The 22,501-nt window shown below is 55.9% G+C and carries 23 protein-coding genes; 9 read left to right on the forward strand and 14 right to left on the reverse strand.

All coding sequences use genetic code 11. The features are described 5' to 3' along the window. Positions 1–22: 22 nt before the first annotated feature. The gene (locus M2418_RS10870) at positions 23–2,734 is read right to left on the reverse strand and encodes an autotransporter outer membrane beta-barrel domain-containing protein (protein WP_259146433.1); all 2,712 of its coding nucleotides are present in this window, start codon (positions 2,732–2,734) and stop codon (positions 23–25) included. A 317-nt stretch (positions 2,735–3,051) separates the two neighbouring features. Here M2418_RS10870 and aspT point away from each other — a divergent pair, with 317 nt between their 5' ends. Both aspT and M2418_RS10880 read left to right on the forward strand, forming a co-directional pair. Then, entirely contained in the window at positions 3,052–4,737 is a 1,686-nt protein-coding gene (gene aspT / locus M2418_RS10875) for an aspartate-alanine antiporter (protein WP_259146434.1), read from the forward strand. 17 nt (positions 4,738–4,754) lie between these two features. After that, positions 4,755–6,350, forward strand: a complete 1,596-nt coding sequence (locus tag M2418_RS10880; RefSeq protein WP_259146435.1) for a bifunctional aspartate transaminase/aspartate 4-decarboxylase — start codon at positions 4,755–4,757, stop codon at positions 6,348–6,350. 124 nt (positions 6,351–6,474) lie between these two features. Here M2418_RS10880 and M2418_RS10885 read toward each other — a convergent pair whose 3' ends face one another. Together M2418_RS10885 and M2418_RS10890 are read right to left on the reverse strand one after the other, a co-directional pair. Then, entirely contained in the window at positions 6,475–7,611 is a 1,137-nt protein-coding gene (locus tag M2418_RS10885) for a diguanylate cyclase (RefSeq protein ID WP_259146436.1), read from the reverse strand. A 309-nt stretch (positions 7,612–7,920) separates the two neighbouring features. Continuing rightward, complete coding sequence (locus M2418_RS10890; RefSeq protein WP_259146437.1) at positions 7,921–9,081, reverse strand: M20 aminoacylase family protein; 1,161 nt, start codon at positions 9,079–9,081, stop codon at positions 7,921–7,923. Positions 9,082–9,340: 259 nt separating this feature from the next. On the opposite strand from M2418_RS10890, the gene M2418_RS10895 reads away from it, so the two are divergent. Further along, positions 9,341–10,192 (forward strand): GNAT family N-acetyltransferase, encoded by an 852-nt coding sequence (locus M2418_RS10895; protein WP_259146438.1) that lies wholly within the window; start codon positions 9,341–9,343, stop codon positions 10,190–10,192. Here M2418_RS10895 and M2418_RS10900 read toward each other — a convergent pair. Both M2418_RS10900 and M2418_RS10905 read right to left on the reverse strand, forming a co-directional pair. Further along, positions 10,173–10,919, reverse strand: a complete 747-nt coding sequence (locus M2418_RS10900) for an SDR family oxidoreductase (RefSeq protein WP_259146439.1) — start codon at positions 10,917–10,919, stop codon at positions 10,173–10,175. The genes M2418_RS10895 and M2418_RS10900 overlap by 20 nt on opposite strands. A gap of 55 nt (positions 10,920–10,974) precedes the next feature. Continuing rightward, positions 10,975–11,409: a MarR family winged helix-turn-helix transcriptional regulator gene (locus tag M2418_RS10905; RefSeq protein ID WP_259146440.1), complete on the reverse strand. Its 435-nt coding sequence runs from the start codon at positions 11,407–11,409 to the stop codon at positions 10,975–10,977. Here M2418_RS10905 and M2418_RS10910 point away from each other — a divergent pair. Continuing rightward, positions 11,408–11,776: a hypothetical protein gene (locus tag M2418_RS10910; RefSeq protein WP_259146441.1), complete on the forward strand. Its 369-nt coding sequence runs from the start codon at positions 11,408–11,410 to the stop codon at positions 11,774–11,776. The two genes, M2418_RS10905 and M2418_RS10910, sit on opposite strands and share 2 nt — an antisense overlap. Further along, the gene (locus tag M2418_RS10915) at positions 11,773–14,223 is read left to right on the forward strand and encodes an AAA family ATPase (protein WP_259146442.1); all 2,451 of its coding nucleotides are present in this window, start codon (positions 11,773–11,775) and stop codon (positions 14,221–14,223) included. The genes M2418_RS10910 and M2418_RS10915 overlap by 4 nt, the downstream gene beginning before the upstream one ends. Before the next feature lie 397 nt (positions 14,224–14,620). On the opposite strand, the gene M2418_RS10920 is transcribed toward M2418_RS10915, so the two are convergent. From M2418_RS10920 to M2418_RS10930, 3 genes are all read right to left on the reverse strand, one after another. Continuing rightward, positions 14,621–14,827, reverse strand: coding sequence for a DUF4287 domain-containing protein (locus tag M2418_RS10920; protein WP_259146443.1), 207 nt, complete (start codon positions 14,825–14,827; stop codon positions 14,621–14,623). 110 nt (positions 14,828–14,937) lie between these two features. Beyond that, the gene (locus M2418_RS10925; protein WP_310503192.1) at positions 14,938–15,486 is read right to left on the reverse strand and encodes an NUDIX hydrolase; all 549 of its coding nucleotides are present in this window, start codon (positions 15,484–15,486) and stop codon (positions 14,938–14,940) included. A gap of 41 nt (positions 15,487–15,527) precedes the next feature. Beyond that, the gene (locus M2418_RS10930) at positions 15,528–16,094 is read right to left on the reverse strand and encodes an ankyrin repeat domain-containing protein (protein WP_259146444.1); all 567 of its coding nucleotides are present in this window, start codon (positions 16,092–16,094) and stop codon (positions 15,528–15,530) included. Positions 16,095–16,229: 135 nt separating this feature from the next. Between M2418_RS10930 and M2418_RS10935 the strand changes: the two genes are divergently transcribed. Next, positions 16,230–16,484 carry a hypothetical protein gene (locus tag M2418_RS10935; RefSeq protein WP_250982512.1) on the forward strand — a complete coding sequence of 85 codons (255 nt, stop codon included), beginning with the start codon at positions 16,230–16,232 and terminating at the stop codon, positions 16,482–16,484. After that, entirely contained in the window at positions 16,481–16,906 is a 426-nt protein-coding gene (locus M2418_RS10940; RefSeq protein WP_259146445.1) for a hypothetical protein, read from the forward strand. The genes M2418_RS10935 and M2418_RS10940 overlap by 4 nt, the downstream gene beginning before the upstream one ends. 28 nt (positions 16,907–16,934) lie before the next feature. On the opposite strand, the gene M2418_RS10945 is transcribed toward M2418_RS10940, so the two are convergent. Together M2418_RS10945 and M2418_RS10950 are read right to left on the reverse strand one after the other, a co-directional pair. Beyond that, positions 16,935–17,264: a nuclear transport factor 2 family protein gene (locus M2418_RS10945; RefSeq protein ID WP_192491335.1), complete on the reverse strand. Its 330-nt coding sequence runs from the start codon at positions 17,262–17,264 to the stop codon at positions 16,935–16,937. Positions 17,265–17,330: 66 nt separating this feature from the next. Further along, positions 17,331–18,110, reverse strand: coding sequence for an SDR family oxidoreductase (locus M2418_RS10950; RefSeq protein ID WP_259146446.1), 780 nt, complete (start codon positions 18,108–18,110; stop codon positions 17,331–17,333). Between the two features lie 148 nt (positions 18,111–18,258). Here M2418_RS10950 and M2418_RS10955 point away from each other — a divergent pair, with 148 nt between their 5' ends. Continuing rightward, positions 18,259–19,191, forward strand: a complete 933-nt coding sequence (locus M2418_RS10955) for a LysR family transcriptional regulator (protein WP_259146673.1) — start codon at positions 18,259–18,261, stop codon at positions 19,189–19,191. A 36-nt stretch (positions 19,192–19,227) separates the two neighbouring features. Here M2418_RS10955 and M2418_RS10960 read toward each other — a convergent pair whose 3' ends face one another. Then, positions 19,228–19,863 (reverse strand): glutathione S-transferase N-terminal domain-containing protein, encoded by a 636-nt coding sequence (locus tag M2418_RS10960; RefSeq protein ID WP_259146447.1) that lies wholly within the window; start codon positions 19,861–19,863, stop codon positions 19,228–19,230. A gap of 151 nt (positions 19,864–20,014) precedes the next feature. Between M2418_RS10960 and M2418_RS10965 the strand changes: the two genes are divergently transcribed. Continuing rightward, the gene (locus M2418_RS10965; RefSeq protein WP_259146448.1) at positions 20,015–20,344 is read left to right on the forward strand and encodes a helix-turn-helix domain-containing protein; all 330 of its coding nucleotides are present in this window, start codon (positions 20,015–20,017) and stop codon (positions 20,342–20,344) included. 47 nt (positions 20,345–20,391) lie between these two features. On the opposite strand, the gene M2418_RS10970 is transcribed toward M2418_RS10965, so the two are convergent. From M2418_RS10970 to M2418_RS10980, 3 genes are all read right to left on the reverse strand, one after another. After that, positions 20,392–21,135, reverse strand: coding sequence for a glutamine amidotransferase (locus tag M2418_RS10970; protein ID WP_259146449.1), 744 nt, complete (start codon positions 21,133–21,135; stop codon positions 20,392–20,394). 167 nt (positions 21,136–21,302) lie between these two features. Beyond that, on the reverse strand, positions 21,303–21,992 hold the full coding sequence (locus tag M2418_RS10975; RefSeq protein WP_259146450.1) for a B3/4 domain-containing protein: 690 nt from the start codon (positions 21,990–21,992) through the stop codon (positions 21,303–21,305). 204 nt (positions 21,993–22,196) lie between these two features. Continuing rightward, a complete protein-coding gene (locus M2418_RS10980) occupies positions 22,197–22,466 on the reverse strand; it encodes a hypothetical protein (RefSeq protein WP_259146451.1) in 270 nt (89 codons plus the stop codon). Positions 22,467–22,501: the final 35 nt, after the last annotated feature.

Genomic DNA, 22,501 nt, shown 5'->3' on the forward strand with positions numbered 1-22,501 from the left:
CGCTGCCCTAAAATTTGCCGTTCTAGAATCTCGCGGTGAACCCAAGCGTGCCGCTGAGGCTGGTATTGCCAGAGAGGTCGCCAAGGCTTGTGTTGATGCCCGCCTGCCCGTGAACGGCATATTTTTCATTGTCCCAGGCATAGGTGCCGCCAAGGCCAAGGCCGCCCCACAGACGTTCCTGCGAATTGCGCAATGCAACGCCGGCCACGTCTGTTCTGGCGTCGGGCGACAGGTCATAATAGAGATTGGCAATGCCATAGACCTGCAGGCGGTTGCGGGTGCCGGCCTCACCCATCCAGCTGTTTTCATAATCCGTTGACAGGCCAAGGCGCAGTTTCAGGTCATTGTCCCTGCCCAGAGACACCTTCGCGCCAAAGGCGTCGGTAAAGTCACGGTAGCTCAGGCCGGAAAAGCTGAGCTGGGCCTGCGGGGTCAGGCTCCAGCCGGGGCTGATGGCAATCTGCTGGCCTGCCTCAACGCCCAGCGCGTAGCCGAAACCATTATTACCTAAGGCAAGCCGGGTGGCTGCGGTGGTAGAATTGAGGTCACTGTCAAACCAGGTGAGGTTGACCTGACCATCGACGTAAAAACCGCCATTGCCGTACCAGGTCAGCGTGCTGCCAAGGCCGTAGCCACTGCTGCTGATGGCGCCGTTGCCATAGGGCGACGTGATGTCACCATCAATGGTGCCGTAACGCAGGGACAAGCCGCCAACCAGATTGCCGCCGCTTGAGGACATGAGTTCCATGTCGGTACCGGCCTGCAATTGCCAGGTATCAACCGTGTAGTCTGCACCTGTGGTGGAGGAATGCGGTGACAGACGGTCATGCTGGCCGACAATGCGGCCCCAGATGCCATAATCACCACCATCAGAACCTTGTCCGGCATTTGTTTCACTGCTGCCCCAGACGCGGCTGCCGACACGCTGTTGCAGCGTATCCAGCGTATTGAACCGTTGCAGCACCGATGAATAGGCTTCGTAAACCGGTGCACCAGCCTGATAAAGCGGAGTGCCTGACGACAACAGGGCCGAGCGCAGATACCAGTCGCCATCCAGTGGCGTGCTGGCGCCGCCCTGATACAGCCGGTAAGCGTAAGCGCCTGCGACCACGGCCTGATCACCCTCAAAAACATAACTGCCAAGCAGCGAGAAGTTGCCGGCGGACACGCCGCCGACATCGATGATCTTGATGCCTTCCACCGTCTGGTCGCCGGTGCCACCAAAATTGATGACCCGCACATTGGTGGTGCCTGACGTGTTGCCGGTGACAATCAACTGGTCGGTGGCGGAGGTATCGTCGCCCAGCACCGTTTCAATTTCCAGCGTGCCGCCACTGCCGATATAGTCCCCCGCGATCGTGAGGGTGCCGATGGAGTTGCCCGGTGCAATGGTGCCGCCGGCAAAGTTGGTGGTGGTGCCGACCTGCCCTATGCCCTGCAAACGCCCGCCGCGAACTTCCATGCTGCCGCCCAGCGTGTTGTTGACCGACAATATGCCATTATAAACACCGGATACACCGAGCAGCCCGGCATTGTTGGCGGTGAGAATGGTCTGGCCGGAGCCGACCTGCCGCACGCCGCCGGAGCCGGTTATGGTGCCGCCGAACGTCACCACGTCAGAACGGTCAAAGGCCAGAATGCCATCATTGGCAACGTCGCCGACGATGCTGCCAGTGGTGCCGCCATCGCCCAGTTTCAGCGTGCCTGACGAAATGGTGGTGTTACCGATATAGGTGTTTGTGCCCCTGAGCGTCAGCGTACCTACGCCCTGTTTGATCAACGCGCCAGCGCCGGTCAATTCCGGTTCAACGCCGATGTTAAAACCGTTGGTGTCGAAGAAACCTCCGTCAGCGCCAAGCAAGACCTGCCTGTTGGAAAAGTTGACGAAGAAATTGGCGATGTTGGCATTGGCGCGCAGGATGCCGCCATTGAGTGTCACGTCAGCGGTGCCTACCCCGCCCCGCACAAAGCGGGTTTCCAACACGCCGCGCGCGCCAGCCGTGCTTTTTACATTGAGGGTGCCGACCGCATCTGTCGCGGAAATGCCGAGCCAGACGCCCGTTTGAGCGTAAACCTCAGCGCCATCTTCAATGGTGATCTCACCGGTGCCAAAATTTCCCAGATTGAGGTTGTAGTCAGTCATACGCCAGGTGGAACCGGCCCCCGTGACCACGACACTTCCGATACCGGATGCTGCCGCACCGACATACCCTTGCGTGCTGGACACGGTTGCACCGTTCTCAATGCGCAATGTGCCATTGGCAAAATTTCCCACGGTCAGCTGGTCGGAACTGGTCCAGCTGGCGGTGGGGCCGGAGATAACAGCGCCACCCGCAACAGACTCTCCGACAATGGCAAGGCCGCTGGACACCTGACCACCGTCTTCAATCGTCAGGCTACCGTCATTCAGGGTGATGCGGCCGTTACTGTCCAGCACCCCGGCGCCCGTGACCGTTAATGTCGCTCCCGCTTCCACGGTGACATTATTGGCGAGCGCAGCACCCGACAGGCTGACATTGCCCACAGGCAGATACACATCTGTTGATGTGTCAGGCACAGAACCTAAATCCCAATTGCCGGCATCGAACCAGTCATTATTGCCAGCACCGCCATTCCAATAGACATCCTGCGCAGAGACCGGACTGGCCGCGAAGGCCAGAACGAGCGGCGCGGTGGACAAAAGCAGACGGTGATAGGACGGTCGAAGTGTGCGGAAGGCGTGGCGCTTTTGCATGGTGACCCAGGGGGCACGAGGGAAATGACGTTTATTAAACAATGAAGAAACATGCTTAACACTCCCCTAATATTCGCGCCAAAGCAGTAAAATATCGAAAGACACGCAACCGGGATCAAGCGCATTCAAGTTTGAACCGGCGGCGGCATGTCGCTGATTTCCTGATGTCATTCCAGCGTCTTGAAAGGTGATTACAGCAACCTTGTCGGGAAATTTTTAAGTGCCGCACCTAGACAAAACTGAAATTCTTTGCCTAGTTATGACCTGATTGCGTTTGTCGAGCATTACTCCATCTCATGCCACAAGAAGGAAAGCACATGTCCTTCATCGCAGATATATTCCGCCATTCTCCTGAAATTGCCTTGTTCCTGTCTCTCGCCCTTGGATATTGGGTGGGGAAATTCCAGTTTGGAAAATTCCAGCTTGGTGGTGTTGCTGGCTCTTTGCTGGCCGCCGTGCTGATTAGCCAATTTGGCGTGCAGATAGACAATGGCATCAAGACCGTGCTGTTTGCGCTGTTCATTTACGCGGTTGGTTTTGAAAGCGGACCGCAGTTCTTTCGTTCGCTTGGGCGACACTCCATCCGTGAAATCGTCATGGCGGCGGTGCTGGCAATCAGCGGTCTGGTGACCGTGGTTGTGCTGGCAAAAGTCATGGGGCTGGACAAGGGGTTGGCGGCCGGCATTGCGGCGGGTGGGCTTACCCAATCTGCCGTCATTGGCACGGCTGGTTCGGCGATTGAAAAACTTGGCCTTGCGGCAGATGAGGCGCAGCGCCTGCAAGCCAATGTCGCCATTGGTTACGCGGTGACCTATATTTTTGGCTCGTTCGGCGCGATCATCGTCTGCGTCAACTTTCTGCCCTGGTTCATGAAACGCGGCATTCGCGACGATGCCGTGAAAGCCGAAGCGGAAATGCTGCGGGGTGCGCGGGTTTACGGCGTTGGAGAAGCGCCTGCCCTGCCCGACCTTGTTGGCCGCGTGTACCAGATAGAGGCGGCAGCCGGCAAAACGGTGACCGAAGCGGAAGCGCTTGGCCCCGGCGGTACCGTGACCATCGAGCGCATAAAACGCGATGGCAAAATCATTGGTATCGATGCCGCAACCACACTTCAATCTGGCGATCTGGTGCTGATTGTTGGGCGGCGCACTGGCGTTGTTGGGCTTCAAGACAGACTGGGCAGCGAGGTTGCGGGCGGCGAAGGCATGGAACTGGTGGTGACCACCCGCGACATCGTTGTGCAGGGCAAGGAATTTGTCGACCACACCGTGGCGCAGATATTGAGCGCCAGCGGCGAGTTGCGCCATGGCATTTACGTGCTGGCCGTGACACGCGGCGGCAGCAAACAGCAACTTGCCAATGACACGGTGATCAAGGCCGGTGACATTGTGACCGTGCACGGCGTGCAGGAAGATCTGCAACGGCTGGCCACACGGGTTGGCCCGGAAATCATACCCAGCGACAAGACCGACTTTGTGTTTCACGGGCTTGGTGTGGCGCTTGGCCTGCTGATTGGCCTTGCCGTGGTGCGCATCGGCTCCATTCCGCTGACACTTGGCTCCGGCGGGGGTGCGCTGCTTTCCGGCCTGGTGTTTGGCTGGTACCGCAGCCGGCACATGACGCTTGGCAACCTGCCGACTTCAGCCTCCACGCTGCTGCGTGACCTTGGCCTTGCCGGCTTCGTGGCGGTGGTTGGCCTGCAATCCGGCCAGCAGGCCGTCAGCACAATCCTGCAAAGCGGCCTGTCGATTTTTGTCGCGGGGGTGATTGTGACCATACTGCCGCTGATCATTACCATGCTGGTTGGCCGATATGTGCTGCGCTATGACAATGTTGCCGTGTTTGCCGGTGCGCTGTCCGGCTCGCGCAGTGCAAACCCCGCCTTTGGTGAAATTCTCGACAAGGCCGGAAACTCCGTTCCCACCACGCCTTTTGCCATTACCTATGCGCTGGCCAATGTTTTTCTGACATTGCTGGGGCCGCTGATCGTCGCGTTCGTATAATTCCCCGGAGAGACGTCATGACCGATTACAAGCAGTTTACCAAACTCAGCCCGTTTGAACTGAAAGACGAGCTTATCAAGCTGGCATCCGGCAAGGCTGGCATGGTTATGCTGAATGCCGGACGGGGCAACCCGAACTTTCTTGCCACGCTGCCGCGCCGCGCGTTTTTCCGGTTGGGACTGTTTGCGGCAACCGAATCCGAGCTGTCATTCTCCTACATGCAGCAGGGTGTGGGCGGCCTGCCGCGCATTGAGGGCATTGAGGCGCGGTTTGAACGTTACATTGCCGACAACCGCGACCAGGAAGGCGTGGATTTTCTGCGCCGCGCCATCAGCTATGTGCGCGACCAGCTAGGGCTTTCAGCCTCTGATTTTCTGCATGAAATGGTCGAGGGCATTCTGGGCTGCAATTACCCGGTGCCACCACGCATGTTGCGCATCAGCGAGACGATCGTCTGCCAATATCTGATGAAAGAAATGGCGGCAGGCCTGATCTCGGCCAAGGATGTGGACGTGTTTGCCACCGAGGGCGGCACGGCGGCCATGACCTATGTGTTTGACACGCTGAAGAAAAACCACCTTTTGACGAAGGGCGACAAGGTGGCCATCGGCATGCCCGTGTTCACGCCCTATATCGAAATTCCCGAACTGGAGACCTACGGGCTTGAGGAAGTGGCGATCAATGCCGACCCGGATGCGGGCTGGCAATATTCCGATGCCGAGCTGGACAAGCTGAAAGACCCCGATATCAAGATTTTCTTCTGCTCCAACCCCAGCAACCCGCCATCGGTAAAGCTGGACGCGCGCAGCCTGCAACGGATTGCCGACATTGTCAGACATGACCGGCCTGATCTGATGATCCTGACCGATGATGTTTACGGCACCTTTGCCGACAACTTCCAATCGCTGTTTGCGCTGTGCCCCAACAACACCGTGCTGGTCTATTCCTACTCCAAATATTTCGGTGCCACCGGCTGGAGACTTGGCGCCATTGCCATGCACCATGACAATGTGCTGGACGATGCAATTGCCGCCCTGCCCGACGGTGTGAAATCCGCGCTCGACAAACGATACTCATCCATCATCACCGATGTCTCGGCGCTGAAATTCATCGATCGTCTGGTGGCAGACAGCCGCACCGTGGCACTGAACCATACCGCCGGGCTTTCCACACCGCAGCAGGTGCAGATGGTGCTGTTTTCGCTGTTTGCGCTTATGGATGAACATGAAAGTTACAAGGCGACGCTGAAACGTGTGATACGCCGCCGGCAGGCCGCACTTTACGCGGAGCTGGGCATTGAGATGCCAAACGATGAAAACGCAGTTGATTATTACACGCTGCTCGACCTCGAAAAGGTAGCGCTCAAACTTTACGGCAAGGAGTTTGCCGCCTGGGTAAAACAGGAGTTTTCCGCCAACGAACTGCTGTTCCGCATTGCCGATGAAACCGGCATCGTTCTTCTGCCCGGCCGGGGTTTTGGCACCCAGCACCCATCCGGCCGCGCCTCGCTGGCCAACCTCAACGAGTTTGAATATGCGGCAATTGGCCGGTCATTGCGCAAGATGGCCGATGAATATCACGACGCATATGTGAAAAAACATGGGAAAGCGTAAGGCCGTGATCTGACCGGACAGGTTGGGCTGCTCGGCCTGTCCTGCCGTTTTTGGAGCATTGGCATCACGCCAGCGGCAGTCCGCGCGAACTCCTGCGAGGTATCGAAGAGGTTTAGGAACCGCTTTAGCCCACTTGCCGGATACAATCGCGCCCTTCGTTTTTTGCCAGGTAAAGCGCGCGATCTGCACGATCCATTAACGTCGGCAGATTGTCCCCTTTGTTTGCAACCGCGATGCCAAAGCTCGCCGTTGGGCTCAATTCGTTAGAAAGGATACTGGGCGCCAATTCCTTGAAAGCGAGCCGGGCGGCCTCAGCAAAAATAGGTGCAGCGGCGGTCTGTCCCGGCGCGAGCATTATAGCAAATTCTTCTCCGCCCAAGCGGGCGATGATCGCATCACGAGGAGCCTTATCCTTGAGAACGTCGGAGAATGCTCGAATGACCCTGTCACCGCTGCTATGTCCGAAGCGGTCATTGATCGATTTGAAGTGATCGAGGTCGCTCATGATCATCGTGACGCGAGCATCAGTGGTCTGCCGCCCCAACGCCTTGATGGCTCGCTCTTCAAATCCGCGACGATTCAATAATGCCGACAAGGCATCGATCTGTGCATCGGATTTGATCCTTTCCATCACGTCACTCGCGATCACCGCGAAAATCCCTACCGCTGTCATCGCGGAGATCAGAGCATCCGAGATCGAGACAACCAGCCAATACGCTCCTTCGAATCCGCCCTCCGCGCTCGCTGAAGCGAGCAAAAACAATGGACGAAGAAGGAAGCCGACACACGAAATGCTTATCAAGCCAATCAGCACGTGCTCGACCGGCGTGCGATCCGGGATCTTCGCAAGATCAAGCAGCATCACAAGACCGACCGCAGCGAGACCGCTATTTAGGTAAATAACCCGTAATAGCAGGCTTTGCTCTACAAACTGATGGTAATAGAGCGCGCCCAACGCAATTGCGGCGATACACAACAGGATGAGATAGTGAGGGCGTTGCCCGCTCCGGTTGGACAGTCCAATAGACAACAATATCATTGATAACATCAAAAACACGTTGGCCATCAGCCTCAGCACCGGATCCTCCAGCGCAAAAGCAAAATAAAATATACCAAAACAGAGAGCTCTTATCCCGTATGAAAGAACGAAGATCCGAATATAGGTAAGGTGTCGGTGTTGGCGCCACAGCACGAGCATAGATACGCAAAATAGTGCAGACATGCTCGTATTCAGCAGGCCTATGACGTCTTGATAGCTCATACTGACCGCCCCTGGTGCCCAATGGTCTGCACGGGTATCCACTCGTGAAAGTTGTGATAACACGGTTCCTGTAAATATCAAGTAAACTCGTGCGAACGGGAACAGTGCTGGCAATCCCGTAGTCGGTGCCTTAGCGGCCTGCCGCCATGCCGCACCATCAGCTTAACGGCGTCATCCACATGAGCGCGGTGAGCGCTGGCGCGATCCGTGAGGTCGTCTCGCAACTCAGCGACCTGCCCTCTGTGTGGTGGGTCGGTTCAGACAGGCGGAGCCGCTCGGCCTGTTCAGTACGCTTTTGGAGCATTGGGATCACACCAGAGGCAGACCACGCTCCACCAGCGCCTTGAAGTAAGCGATGCCGTGGGGAATGGCGGCGTCGTTGAAATCATAGCCCGCTTCATGGACTGACGGGCCGTCGCCATTGCCAATCAGCATGATGTTGCCAGGGCGTGCCTCCAGCATGAAGGCGAAATCTTCCGAGCCCATCAATGGCTCCATGGTGCCATTGACATTTTCATCACCGACCAGTGACCTGGCGACATCAACCGCAAAAGCGGTTTGTTTGCCATGGTTTACCACCGGCGGAAACATGTGTTTGTAGGTCACGGTTGCCGTTGCGCCATAGGCCGTTGCCACATGGGTGGCGATGTCGGTTATGCGCTTTTCCATGAGGTCGCGGGTGGCGGGGTCAAAGGTTCTTGTCGTGCCGCCCATTTCAGCGGTTTGCGGAATGACATTGCCCGCCTTGCCGCCGGCCATCCAGCCCACCGTGACCACCGCGCACTGGCGCGGATGCACATTGCGCGACACGATGGTTTGCAACGCCAGCAGAATGTTGGCGCCGACCACCAGCGGATCCACACTGACATGCGGTGATGCGCCATGCGCGCCCTTGCCATCAATGCGAATGCGAAACCCATCGGCGGAGGCGGCCAAGGGTCCGCTTGCCGTCATGAACTGGCCAATGGGCAGACCGGGTTCGGTGTGCATGGCATAGACTTCATTAATGGCGAAGCGGTCCATCAGGCCATCCTCCACCATGGCCCTGCCACCACCACCGCCCTCTTCCGCTGGCTGGAAAATGACCACGGCGGTACCATCAAAAGCGCGGCTGCGTGCCAGTTCACGCGCCGCGCCCAGCAACATGGCGGTGTGGCCATCATGCCCGCAGGCATGCATGACACCTTTGGTTTTGGAGGCCCATGGCGCGCCGGTTTCTTCCTCTATCGGCAGGGCATCCATATCGGCCCGCAGGCCAATGACCCGGCCGCTCGCCTGTTTTTGCCCCTTGATAACGCCAACCACGCCGGTTTTGCCAATGCCCGTGACGACCTCATCACAGCCGAATTCGGTGAGCTTTTGCGCCACAAAAGCCGCCGTACGGTGAACCTCAAACTGCAATTCCGGATGGGCGTGAAGGTCTCGTCGCCACTCCACGACATCGGCATAGTCAGCATCTGTTGCCTGCATCGGATACCCTCGACATGGTCACACTATGGACGTCTGGCCACGAGGATAAGAATTTTGACCGAGGACACAACCTTTCTTGGCGGGGGGTGCGGAAACGGTGGCGTCGCGGCGGTTTCGCATCATCCCGCCCGAGCACGCGTCGCCGACAGATGCGGGCAAGTGCTGCGAGGTTGCATTTGAAACCCGACGACGGCGTTTTGATACCGCCCCGCAACGGCGATGGTGCCAGATGCCTCATCACGCAGCGATGGGCTTTAAGATGACACATGCTTTAAAAACACATCAAAACCAATATGACGTGGCAGCGATGCTGGCCAATTGTCGGCAATACTGGCTGAATTATTCGCAGGCTCCACACTCTGATGGACCTATTGCCGTTTACCGCACCGGTGTGCCGCACCATCAGCTTAACGGCGTCATCCACATGAGCGCGGCGAGCGCTGAAGAGATCCGTGAGGTCGTATCGCAACTCAGCGACCTGCCATCTGTGTGGTGGGTCGGTCCGGACAGCTACGCAACCGCCGCAGAGGACGTAATCAGTGCCGGTGCAAAACTGAGCGCAACATTGCCAGTGATGGCAATTCAGCTACAAAAACTCGCCACTAGGCCAACACCCTCACCCCACTGGACGATCGTGCGGTTGCAGGAAGGTGCTGCTCTTTTCCCCTGGGTTCAAAGTTACAGCGAGTCTGTGGGTGCGCGGAAAGAAGATATCGCCACCATGTTGCGGGTGGAGCAAAACCGCTCTGACGCGCCGGGCCAGTTGACGCGCTTTGCCGCATTCTCTGACGGAGAAATCGTAGGAACATCGGAGCTTTTCGTACATGAAGGGATTGCGGGCATCTACCTTGTCTCGACGAAGAAGAGCCATCGTTGCCGTGGCATCGGCACGGCCTTGACCCATGCGGCCTGCATGGCAGGACGTGAACTTGGCCTTGATGTGGCAACACTGCAGGCCAGCAGCAGCGGATACCCGATCTACAAAAAACTGGGCTTCGAGGATGTAGCGTCTTACGACCTGCTGACGTTTGACCCAGCTGAAGTTTTAGAGGAAGGCGGCAGTGTCGCCGCCGCCCCTTATCCCGAGCCGACTACCAGCTTTTTTGGATGAGCTCACCTGATGGTGCGCAGGCAAAAAAGCCGCCGGTTGGGCCATAGGCATGGGTTGTGGCCAGCGCCACGGCGGGGCGTGCGCCGACATCAACCGAGTGGCCGGGGCCGTTTCCGGTCATGTCTGTCGAGGTCAGGCCGGGGTCAACCGCATTGACCTTGATGCCATCACGATCCAGCTCTTTCGCCAGTTTGACGGTCAGCATGTTGAGCGCGGTTTTGGAACTGCAATAACCGCCAAAACCGACTGTCCAGGTTTCGCTGCGCATGTCCATGGCGTCGTTGATGGAGGCCAGACCACTGCTCATCATCACCACACGCGCGGCGCTGGATTTGCGCAACAGAGGCAAAAACGCCTGTGTGACCCGCAACACACCAAACACGTTGGTGTCGAACATCTGCCTGACATCATCGAGACTTTCTTCGGCCAAGGATGGCGGCGGGGCAAACATCACACCGGCATTGTTGACCAGCACATCCAGCCGGTCCGCGTGGTGGGATAGCGTGGCAACGGCACTGGCGACGCTCGCATCATCTGTCACATCCAGCTGCACGGCCTGCGCCTTTATGCCTTCAGCACGCAGCTGCTCGGCGGCAGCTTCTCCGCGCGCAAGATCGCGGCAACCCAGCCAGACAGAATGCCCCTGCGCACCCAGCTGGCGGGCAATGGCAAGGCCAATGCCCTTGTTGGCACCGGTTACCAACGCGATGCGGTTTAAATCGCTCATCGTAAAATCCCTGATCGTTTCACTGATCAGACAAATACTACGAATTTCGTATTATTCAATATTCGGATTTTGATATTTTCTGCGTCAGCCGCACAAATTCGTCTCGTTCGGTCGGGTCGAGCGCTTCCAGCATGGCGTGACAGGTGGCACCGTAACCGGCGATGTAACCGGCAACAGCACCCTGCCCTTGCTCGGTCAGCGACAATGCGACGGCGCGGCGGTTTTCCTCCGGTCGCTGGCGCAACACCATGTCCTTGCGCACCAGCCGGTCAACGGCCGATGACATGGTGGTCAGCGGCACCTGCAGGTAACGGGCAACATCGCCCAGGCCGCAGCCCTTGTGATCCGACACGAACAGCAGGGTCTGCACATCAAGCGCGCTTAACGCATTGTCCATGGCGGCCGTTGCCTCGGCCACCTTGAAACGACGCGTAAACCGCTCAAGAGCGTGGGTGAGTTGTTCAGTCTGTTCAGGCGTGGGTTTGGTCATGCGTGCTTTAAAGCATTTTCAGGGGATGGAGGTAAGGTGGTGGGCGTCGCTCCGCCAGAACATTTCTTTTGATGCCGCATTAATACGCTCATCTCACAGAGTTAAAAAATCTTCGCAGAATAAATATTTGCTGGTACGTTTTTTTTCAGGGGGAAGAAAAATGAACAGTACATATGAAAAAATTGAAGAAGGGAAACCTTCGATAACGCAGTCGGTAGCGACAAAAATTCTCATCGATTTTTTTGACACTCTACAAAAGGACGAGTGCTTCGCTGAGATAGCTCCAAGACTTCGAAAAATTGTCCTAGAAGACGGTGTATTCGCTGAACCAGCAATCCGTTCCGCTTTCTTCCCGGACAAGCCATGATCCAAATTGATAAGATACATATTAAAGAATTTCGCGGGATCCGGGAATTAACTCTGGAACTAAAGGGGCAAAACTTCGCGGCATGCGGACCTAATGGAACAGGTAAAAGTGGAATAGTAGACGCCATCGAATTCGCGTTAACCGGGAACATCTCGCGGCTAGCTGGCTCGGGGACTGGTGGGCTATCAGTCAAATCCCATGGTCCACACGTCGACAGCCGTAATAAACCCAAGGCGGCATCGGTCACTCTTGATGTCACGATACCTTCGTTGGGTAATAAAAAGGCGCGAATTTCTCGTGTCGTCGAGCATGCTAATACGCCGATAATAAATCCGGCTGATCATGACGTGATCGCCGCATTCCAAAACATCAACCTTCACCCCGAATTCGCTCTTTCACGCCGAGAACTCATTAAATATGTACTTTCCGAGCCAAGCGAACGTTCGAAGCAGGTTCAATCGCTTCTGCGTCTCAATGACATAGAAAAGTTGCGTGGCGTACTACACAAGATTGCCAATGGTTACACTAAAGACCTGTCGGGATTTGAACGCGCCGAAAACGATGCGATCACTAGCGTATTGACTGCATTAGACATCCCACAATTTGGTAATGCACCTATTCTCGCCGCTATCAACGAACGTCGAGAATTGCTTAGCTTACCATCGTTATTAAACCTTGACGCCAGCACTTCTGTGAAGGATGGCCTAGCAACCACATCAACAAATGCACCAAGCCGTGTACTTAAAGTACACGCTAGCGCAGATTTTCTTGCTCTCCGGAAAGCGCTCCACGAGCTTCAAACTGATCACTTTAAGGAAGTATGCTCAATCGCAGATGCTAGCGCGGCAGCGCTTGAAAGGGATGCCGAAAATCTCAATGGATTAACGCGAGAATCTCTTTTGCAATTGGCATTGCAACTCTATGACGGCTCTTCCTGTCCCGTGTGCGACACCCAATTTGATCCAGATGACTTCACAACGCACCTAGCAAATAAATTAGCTCATCTAGAATCTGTAAGCAAAAAGCGTCTTGCTCTTGAGTCCGAACTTCATCCCATCCTCAACGGAATATATTCCGTCGGTACCGCCCTCAACGCTATGATTGATCACGCAGACAGATTTTCACCAAAAATCGACGTCAAAGCACTTTTTGAGTTCAAAACCAAACTTCAGGGAAGATACAAGCAACTTCAGAATCTTCTTCCGCTTGTGGATACACGATCAGTACTTTCAGCCCCCTACATCTTCAAAGATATTGAACCTGTACTAACCTCACTTTATGACGCAATTTCTGCGATACCGGATCCAACTAAACAAGATGCAGCTAGGGATTTCCTCGTGGTTGCCCAGGAGCGCCTTGATAGCTATTGGGCGGCACGGTTAAAAAGCGAAGCATTCAGCGTGCGTGCTATTCAGGCCAGAAATGCAGCCAAATGCTATGACGACGTCACAACAGCCGCGCTCGAAAAAATCTATCAGGAGGTCGAAACCGAATTCGCCGACTACTATAGAAAAATTAATGAGGATGACGAAAACACGTTCACGGCCAAACTGATGCCTTCAATCGGCAAACTTGGGTTGAATGTGGATTTCTATGGTCGCGGGCACTTCCCACCTGGCGCATACCATAGCGAGGGCCATCAAGATGGGATGGGCCTTTGCCTTTATCTAGCGCTGATGAATCATTTGCTTGGACAAAACTTCACATTCGCAGTCTTGGACGATGTGCTGATGTCAGTCGATTCAGGCCATCGCCGCCAAGTATGTACGCTACTGAAAGAGATGTTTCCAAACACACAATTCATTTTTACCACTCATGACGAAATCTGGTTACGCCACATGAAATCAGAGGGTCTCATAAAAGGGCGTAATTTTGCACATTTCCGTACATGGACCGTGGAGCTTGGCCCCACAGAATGGGACGATCATGACGTTTGGACAGAAGTCGAGAGCCATCTTGCAAGAAACGATGTAAGAGCAGGTGCAGCTCTTCTTAGACATTATCTAGAGTATTTTGCGAAGGAGGCGTGTGATCGCCTCCGCGCAGACGTCGAATTTAGAGGCGACGCACAATTCACCTTAGGTGATTTGCTTCCTAATGCGACCAGTTCCTTAGGCGATTTACTCAAGAAAGCCAAGGTTGCTGCCAACTCGTGGAATCAGAAAGAAACAGTAGAGAAAATCAACGTTATTGAAGAAACATTTGGGCGAGCCAAAACCACTACAGGTTATGAAAACTGGCAAATAAATACGGCCGTACATTTCAACGAATGGGCTAATTTCAGGAAAGAGGACTTTGCGCCCGTGGCTAAGGCATTTCGAGCTTTTACGAGCACATTTGGCTGTGATACCTGCAACGAAATGTACTTCGTAACTCCTAGCAGAGGTAGAAAAGAAGCATTACGCTGTGGATGTGGTGAGTTGAATTTAAACCTTCTTAAAAAATGAAATAGATCAATTACTTAGCCTGACCTACTGCTATTTGATCTCCAGCCCCGTTTGCCACAAACGCCCCTCCTCTGTGTATTGCCGCGGCTGCTGAAACCCGCGCACATACGGAGAACAGCAGTTTAGGCACCATATTTCAAATACCGCACCTGCCATTTTTTTCGGGCATGTCGGTAGGGCTGTCGCAATTACGTTGGATTAAATCCCGGCCAACCTGTCAGTGTGGCGAAGGTAAAGCCTGATATCACCGTGAAGGGATAAGGCTGTTTAACTGCAAAAAACAAAACAGCGGGGCGTTGATACCGCTGTTTTTCTGTCTTGTTATTCGGTTCGCTTTTCCGGCTCGCCCTGATGATCAGAACTTGCCCGCGCTGCGCCGATCTTGAGCGGCCGGCAATCACTGTTCGCGCAGCGTATCTGCCACCAGCGCATTGGCGTGGCCGTGGCCCATGCCATGTTCCTGCTTCAGCCAGTTGACCAGTTCCATATGTTTCTTGGCCCCCTGGCCACGGATCAGTTCTTTCCACTCGGCAATCGGCCGGCCGTATTTGGCCTCGATGGATGGAAAGTAGGATGCGGGACCTTTTACAGGACTGGTTGCCATGGATGCCTCCCAAGCGCCAAGCGGTTGTTATGACACATTGATAGCATGAAAGGCGGCCTTGTCACCGCCCGTAGATGCCAGGCAGCCGCGCCAATCAGCGCGTGGTGTATTCAAGGAGCGAAAGACAACAGGCCCTTCATCTGCAACAGGCCGAAGGCGGCAAGTGTTGCATTATCCTTGATCTTGCCTGTCTCGATCATTTGCCTGATCTCAGCCAAGGGAAAGGCCTTGCAGACCAGCCCCTGTTCTTCCGGGTCGAGATCTTGTTTGCCCTGGACAAGACCGGTCGCAAGGAAGATGTTGAAACCCTGACTGGAATAACCATAGGCCTGAAACAGATGGCCGACATGCTGCAGGCTTTGTGCCGTCAGGCCGGTTTCTTCCGACAGTTCGGCCTTTGCCAGCTCCGCCGGGTCTTTTTCCGGTTCAGCCTCGCTGCTGCCCTGTGGCAGCTCCCAATAACGGCCCGACACCGGATAACGGTATTGTTCGACCAGATAGATGTGGTCATTGTCCAGCGGTACAATCAGTGCGTAATCCGGCTTGCTGACGACACCGTAAAGGCCCGGTGATCCGTCCTCCCGGGTGAATTCATCCTCGCGGACCTCCATCCAGCGGTTCTTGTAGGTGATGCGTGACGACCTGATATTCCAAACCACTGTAAATGCCCCTCTCCCTTGGCGCATATCAAACCGTGACGTTATTTCGTTGCGCCGCCAGCCTTCAACACCTTTATGAAATCCTCATCCCCGGTTTCAAGCGCAAAGGACAGCGCGGTTTCGCCGCCATTACCCTCAGCATTGGGGTTTGCGCCGTTTTCCAGCAGGGCTGCAACCACATCCGGCCCGTTTTGCTGATTGTTGGCCTGCATGATCAGCGGTGTCCAGCCATTGGCATCGCGCGCCTCAACATCTGCGCCCTTTTCCACCAGCGCACTGACGGCATCGGGATCGGTTATGATATGCAAAATGGTGACGCCCTCATCATTTCCCGCGTTGATATCGGCACCTGCCGTTAGCAGCAGATCGAGAATGTCCGGCTCGAAATACATGTCCATCAGGTGGATAGGCTGAAACTTGTATTCGTCCTCAGAGGTGGCCAATGCCGGATTGGTTTTCAGCATGGCGCGCACCTCGGCAACATTGCCTTCGTGAACCGCATCGTGGAAAGCCCGGACCGTGTCCACTTGGGGTGTCGCGGGACTGGCGGTGGCGACACCGAAGGGAATGCTTGCCATGGCCAGCAGGCTGATGAGTAAACGTTTCATATCTGCTCCATGCGGCAGGCATTGCGCCCGGGTTTATCACCGAGCTTTAATTACCTGCCACGGGCATGAGGTTGTTGCAACCTTTGACAAATTACGGAAATTCCGTATTTTAAAGAGAACATAAGGAGTTTGGCCATGGCTTACGCAATTCGGGTTGCCGCGACAACCTTCGCAAAAGAGTTTGGCAAATATAGCGACGAAGCGATGGTTTCCGGCGGCGTTGAGGTTACGTCTCACGGTCGTCCAATTGGCGCCTATATCAGCATGAAGGAGCTCGAAAATTATGAGCGCCTGAAAAGCAAGGAGCGCCGTGTCATTCATGCAAGTGACATGGATGACGATATGCTGGGCGCAATCATGAACGCAGAATACGGTAAAGCATCAGAGTGAATTATCCCGATCCTGTACCGGGTTTGGTGATCCGCTTCGATTATCTGTGGGACATTGACCATCAAAAAGGCCTCTCTACCAGCAATAAAGAGAGGCCTTGTGCTATTGTGCTTTACACAAAGGCCACCAACAAAACATTGGTTGTGCCTATCTCGCACTCATACCCCGAGCCTGGACAAGAAGACTATTCACTCGAAATCCCACCCGAAATTTGTGCTGAGATCGGCTTGGACAAAGACAGGAACTGGGTGCGGGTTTCAGAGGTCAATGAATTCGAATGGCCCGGTCCGGAATTACGCCCGCGTCCTGAAGATCCGTCACGAGTGGACTACGGAATGGTCCCCGAGGCGTTTTTTCTCGAAATCCGTAAACGCCTCGCCGAGGCGGTAGCGCAGCACCGACTTGGTCGGACAAAGCGATAATCTGTTGCCACACGCTGCAACGAACCGACTATAGCGTAATCTCCAGTTGCTCGATCAGATCGCCGCTCAGCACAAAGGCGTAACGCAGGTCCACAGGGCTACCGGGAAAATTGCCGCTGAGGTGGCTGGTGACCACGGTGCGGGCGCCATCCGTTGTGACGTTGAACGGCGTTGCGGTGTATTGGTATTTTGTTGACGCCTCCTCCTTCCATCGACGGATTTCATCGCGGCCGAGATAGGTGTGGCCCTCGTCCCGGACAAAGGCGGTATCGAGGAAACAATTGGCAATATCCGCGGCATTGCCCTCTCTATCTGCTGCGAAATAGGTGGCGATTGCCTTTGGTAGCTGAATTGACATGGTGTTCTCCTTTCAAGCATTCGTGATGTGTTGCGGTTTGGTAAAATGTGTTCCTGGTGGCGACCACTAAACGGTGGGCACGGTGCCGCCGTCGATAATGTGTTCGGTGCCTGTGATGGATGCGGCGCGGTCCGAGGCGAGAAAGGCTATGAGATCTGCGACTTCTGTCGGTTTTGCCGGACGCCCCAGCGGTATGCCACCCAACCCATCCATGATCATCTGTTTGCCGGCCTCGTAATCTCCGCCGATCTGCTCTGCGATACGATGGGCAAAACGCACCGATGCTTCGGTTTCAATCCAGCCCGGCGACACGCGCACCACCCGCACGCCCTTGGGCGACACTTCTTTCGACAGTGCCTTGCTATAGGTGGAAAGTGCGGCCTTGGCGGAAGCGTAGGCGGTGGTGGATTCCGGCAGTGGCAGCACCCTTTGGATGGATGAAACATGCACGACCACCCCGTGGCCCTGAGCGACCATGGATGGCACCAGCGCCCGGTCAAGGCGCACGGCAGGAAACAGGTTGAGGTCAAGTTCGCGGCTCCACTCATCATCACCCAGGGCAGCAAAGCCGCCGCCAGGTGCGGATGAACCGCCGAGCATATGCACGATGATATCGACGCCACCCAGGCGCTGCTGCACGGCCTGCGCCAGTGCCGTTGCACCTTCCGCCCTCGTCAGGTCGGCGGCCAGAAAAAGCTCTTCCGGCAGGTCATCCGACTTGGTGCGTGCGGCGGTGAGAACCTGTGCGCCCAATTGGCGAAACAGATCAACCGTGGCTTTGCCGGCACCTTTGGTGCCAGCGGTGATCAGCGCGCGTTTGCCGCGCAAGGTTAGAAATTCGGTCATGCTGTCATCTCCTGTAAGCGGCACCGACGCGGTCAAATTGCCCGGCGTGTTTCCGATGAAGTTAAGGTAACACTCGACATTTATGCCGATAAGTGGGACAAACCGGGATGAGGAATTGCGAATATCGGGACAATTGACTTTGGGCATGATGGAAAAAACCAGCCTTGCGGATCTCAATGCGGTGATGGCCATAACGCGACGCGGCACATTCCGGGCGGCGGCCATTGACCTGAACATGTCGACCACGGCGCTTAGCCTTGCGATCAACAAGCTGGAGGCGAACCTTGGCGTGCGGCTGTTTAACCGCACCACCCGCAGCCTGTCTTTAACCAGTGCAGGCACATTGTTCGTTGAGCAGATTGGCCCCGCCCTGCAAGGCATTGAAAGCGGGCTGGAGGCGGTGCGATCGGAGCGCGATACGCCCTCCGGTACCATCCGCATCAATGCGGCACCCTTTGCAGCACGCGAGATCATCACGCCACTGGTGCTGGAGTTTCTGCGCCGTTACCCCGACATGGTGGTCGACATTGTCACCGAAGGGAGACTGGTTGATATCGTGGCCGACGGGTTCGATCTTGGCGTGCGTGTTGCCGGGCTTATTCCCACCGACATGATAGCCGTGCCGCTTGGCCGCCCGCAACGCTATGCCGTTGTGGCGACACCGGAATACCTGGACAAACACGGGGTGCCGCTGGTGCCGCCCGACCTGCTGAACCACCCCTGCATTCGGGTGCGGTTGCCGGATGGATCGCTGTTTCGGTGGCGGCTGGAAAAAGATGGCGAGATCGTGCAACTCGATGTGCGCGGGCCGATCATTCTCGATGAGACCAGCCTGTCACGCACCGCCGTGCTGGAACATACCGCCATTGGTTTTTTCTTGGAGCAAAGCGTGCTGGCAGATATCGAGGCTGGCCGGTTGACGCGGTTGCTTGACGACTGGACACCGCCCTTTCCCGGCCTTTGCCTCTACTACCCTGGCCGGCGAAACCTGTCAGCGGGCCTCAAGGCCTTTCTGGCGCTGGCGCGTGTTCATGCCGCGGCGGCGCAGAAAGCGACGCGAAGCACCGCGCCGTCAGAATAACGGCTGTTTTCTGCCAGGCGCCGGGCGGGACCGTGGTCAGTTCAGGTCCAGACCTTCTTCCAAGAGAGACTTTACAACCGCGTCGCGCGCCTTGACGCGCAGGTACCAGCCTTGAAGGTGCTGAAGACCATCAAAATGGATTGGCGCATTGTAATAGGACTTCAACCAGGGCGCCTGCCCCCAGCCGGTCAGGGCAAACAGATAAGCATCCGCGACCGAGAAGTTTTGCCCCATGAGGAATGGTCGCTCTGCGAGATGGTCGTTGAGCCATGAAAACCGTTTTTCCAGCTTTGGCCGCGCGGTGTTGATGTAGTCACCGGCCTGCTGCGCATAAAGCAGCGGGATGAAACCCTTGTGGACTTCCGTTGACAGGAAGCTGAGCATTTCCTGCAACCTGTAGCGTTCAAAACTGCCATTTAGCGGCACCAAACCTGCCTGCGGCTTCAAGTCTGCCAGGTACTGAACGATAACAGGGCCTTCCCGCAAAATAGTGCCATCTGCCAGTTCAAGGGCCGGAATGTAACCGTGCGGGTTGACCTTGTGAAAGTTTTTACCCTGCTGCGTGGTGTGATCATTGTGATCCACCTTTATGAACTCGACCTCAAGACCCAGTTCGTTTGCGACAATGTGGGGCGAAAGCGAGCAGGCTGCGGGCATATAATAAAGTTTCATTGCTGGTATTCTCCATAGAATTCAACACCATCCTTGCGCTTGCAGACGGTGCGGACTCTATGTAATTCAGGTGGTATATAAACGTAAGAACGCAAAAGTTTGTCATCTAGGTACATAAATTATACCTGGTATGGCAAAGAGGTAATGCCCCATGAAAGACACGGTATCCGGCTGTTCCGTTGAAGAAGCGATGCATCTGCTTGGCGGGCGTTGGCGCCTGTTGATCGTCTCCTACCTCGTGGATGGCCCGAAGCGCTTCAATGAATTGCGCAGACTGATACCGGGCATTTCGCAGCGCATGCTGACCCTTGATTTGCGCACGCTTGAAGAGGCCGCGATGGTTCAGCGAACGGTGTATCCCACCGTGCCGGTAAAGGTGGAATATGCCCTGACCGAAGATGGCAAACGTCTGGAAAACGTGGTCAGCGTTGTCAAGGAGTTCGGCCTGTGGCTGAAAGCGCGCAACGTCGACGAGGTCTGAAATCCGTCGTGAAGCAGATCGCACTCACGCCAGCTGGAATGCGCTGATCAGGCTGTCTCAGTGGTTGGCTGGTGGTTCAGCGCATGGGCAACGAACCGACGCAGCAGCGCCAGCGGCTCGCCCGCATGCTCAACGCCAGCCAGCAGATCATCGGGATCACGCCCCTCGGTACGCAGCACATCTGCCCGCACGCGAATGATGGCCGCAGAAATTTCCGGCGTAAATTCCGGGTGGAACTGCGTGGAAATGGCGTTGCGGCCATAACGCACGATCTGATGCGGATCATGGCTGGAAGCGGCCAGCGCTTGCGCGCCCTCCGGCAGGCGGATGACCGTCTGCATATGGGTGAGATGGGCCGGAAATTGCGCGGGCATGGTGCTGACCAGCGGATCCTGTTCGGCTCCCGGCAACAGGCGAACGGCCTGCGTGCCGATTTCGCGGCCCTCAGGGTGATAATCCACCTCGCCGCCCAGCGCATGGGCAATGAGCTGATGGCCGTAACAGACGCCAAACAGCGGCAGGTCGATGGCCATGGCCTGCCGTATCCACTCGGCCGTTGCCTCGCTCCATGGCAGACGGTCCGTTACCATGTCCCAGGAGCCGGTGATGATGGCGCCTTTTACGCTATCGGGCGCTGGCAGGCTTTCACCCTCAAACACCCTGATGACCGCAAGGGTTTCCGTGTCGGGGCCAACGGCACGCTGAAACCATAGCGGCAGATCGCCCAGCGGCTTTCTGATATCATCCGGTGGTGTGCCGACTTGAATGAGAAGCAAGGGATAAGAGGCCAAGGCTTGAATTTCCCTGATGGCAAGAGTTGAAGTCTGATTGGCCGAAAAGGCCAGATATCAGGTGTTATGGCCGGACTTTAGCGTGACACTCTCATCCTGAAAAATGAATAATTCTGGATGTGGCTTTGCGTGCAACTGAGCATCGCAGATGAAGCAGGAATGGTGGCTCAAGCGCCAATGCTGATTTGCTTGCGGGATATGGTACAGCCGGGCATCAGCACCTTCAATCCATCTACCAGCATCGACGCGGCATCATCCAGCGCCTGTTGAGGCATGGTTTCCAGGCTTTCCAGCACGAACCACATGCACCCATGCGTATTGTCCAGCCGCGTGCGCACGCCCTGACGCCAGTTCCAGCGGCGGCAGGTCACACCAACCTCATCACGCCAGATCACCTCACCCGGTTCGGGATGTTCGGTTGTGGCCTCGCCATTCATGACAGTATCAAAGACCTCCGTGCCGTCGGCCAATGTCAGAAAGGGATGGCCGACATAGGCCTGCGCATTTTCGCCACCCACCGGAATGGCATATCGCAGGCTAACAGCATTATAGAGATCCACGACAGGATTGATGGACGGCATGCTGCCATCTTTCAGCACACGTTTGCGCAGTGCCTGCGCCGAACACGGCGTGCGGTTGGGTTTTGCACCAAAACGCTGATAGGCATCCGCCCAACTGGCAAGGTGCGGCTCTGCCCAGTCCGGGCCGCCCGCCACCACAGAAGCGCAAGCGCTTTGCAAGATTTCCGGATCAAGCGCGCCACGCCCTGCGGACACGGCATCAACCAGAATGCTGACCGCCCTGAAACCAGGGGCAATGGTGCTAATGCGGCTATCGATAACAGGCAGTTCAAACATTCACATTCATCTCCAGCATGGTCTGATCAGGCGCGGTCCGCAGGCAAGAATGCGACGCCCACGCCGCCGTTCTTATGACCCAGCACTGGACTGAATATGAGAGCCAGTTGGCAAGAAAAATACCGGTCCAGTTTGGCAGCGACAATCAGCCTGGCTGATCGTTTGTACCGGCCGTCGCCCTATGGCCATCGTAACGCCGGATAGTCAGCTGGCAGCCTGCACGGCCTGGCTAACACGCTGCGCGATATCGTTGATGGTGTTTTCATCCCCCGATATGGACAGGCCCATATAGGTCTCTGCCGCAACGGTGATGTCCTGATCGGCGAGCTGCCAGAGAAAGGTTTCAACCTCCTGCGACCCGGCGACAACCCAGTTGCGGTTTTCCAGCACAGCACCCAATTGTAACAGCACCTGCACGAGCACGGCGCGCAAATGCTGGTCATATTCATCACCGAGAACAACCGTTGTTGTCATGACTTTCGGACGGCAGGAGCGGAAAACTGCTCATT

It is taken from the genome of Rhizobium sp. BIGb0125, from assembly GCF_024810055.1.
Classification (GTDB): domain Bacteria; phylum Pseudomonadota; class Alphaproteobacteria; order Rhizobiales; family Rhizobiaceae; genus Agrobacterium.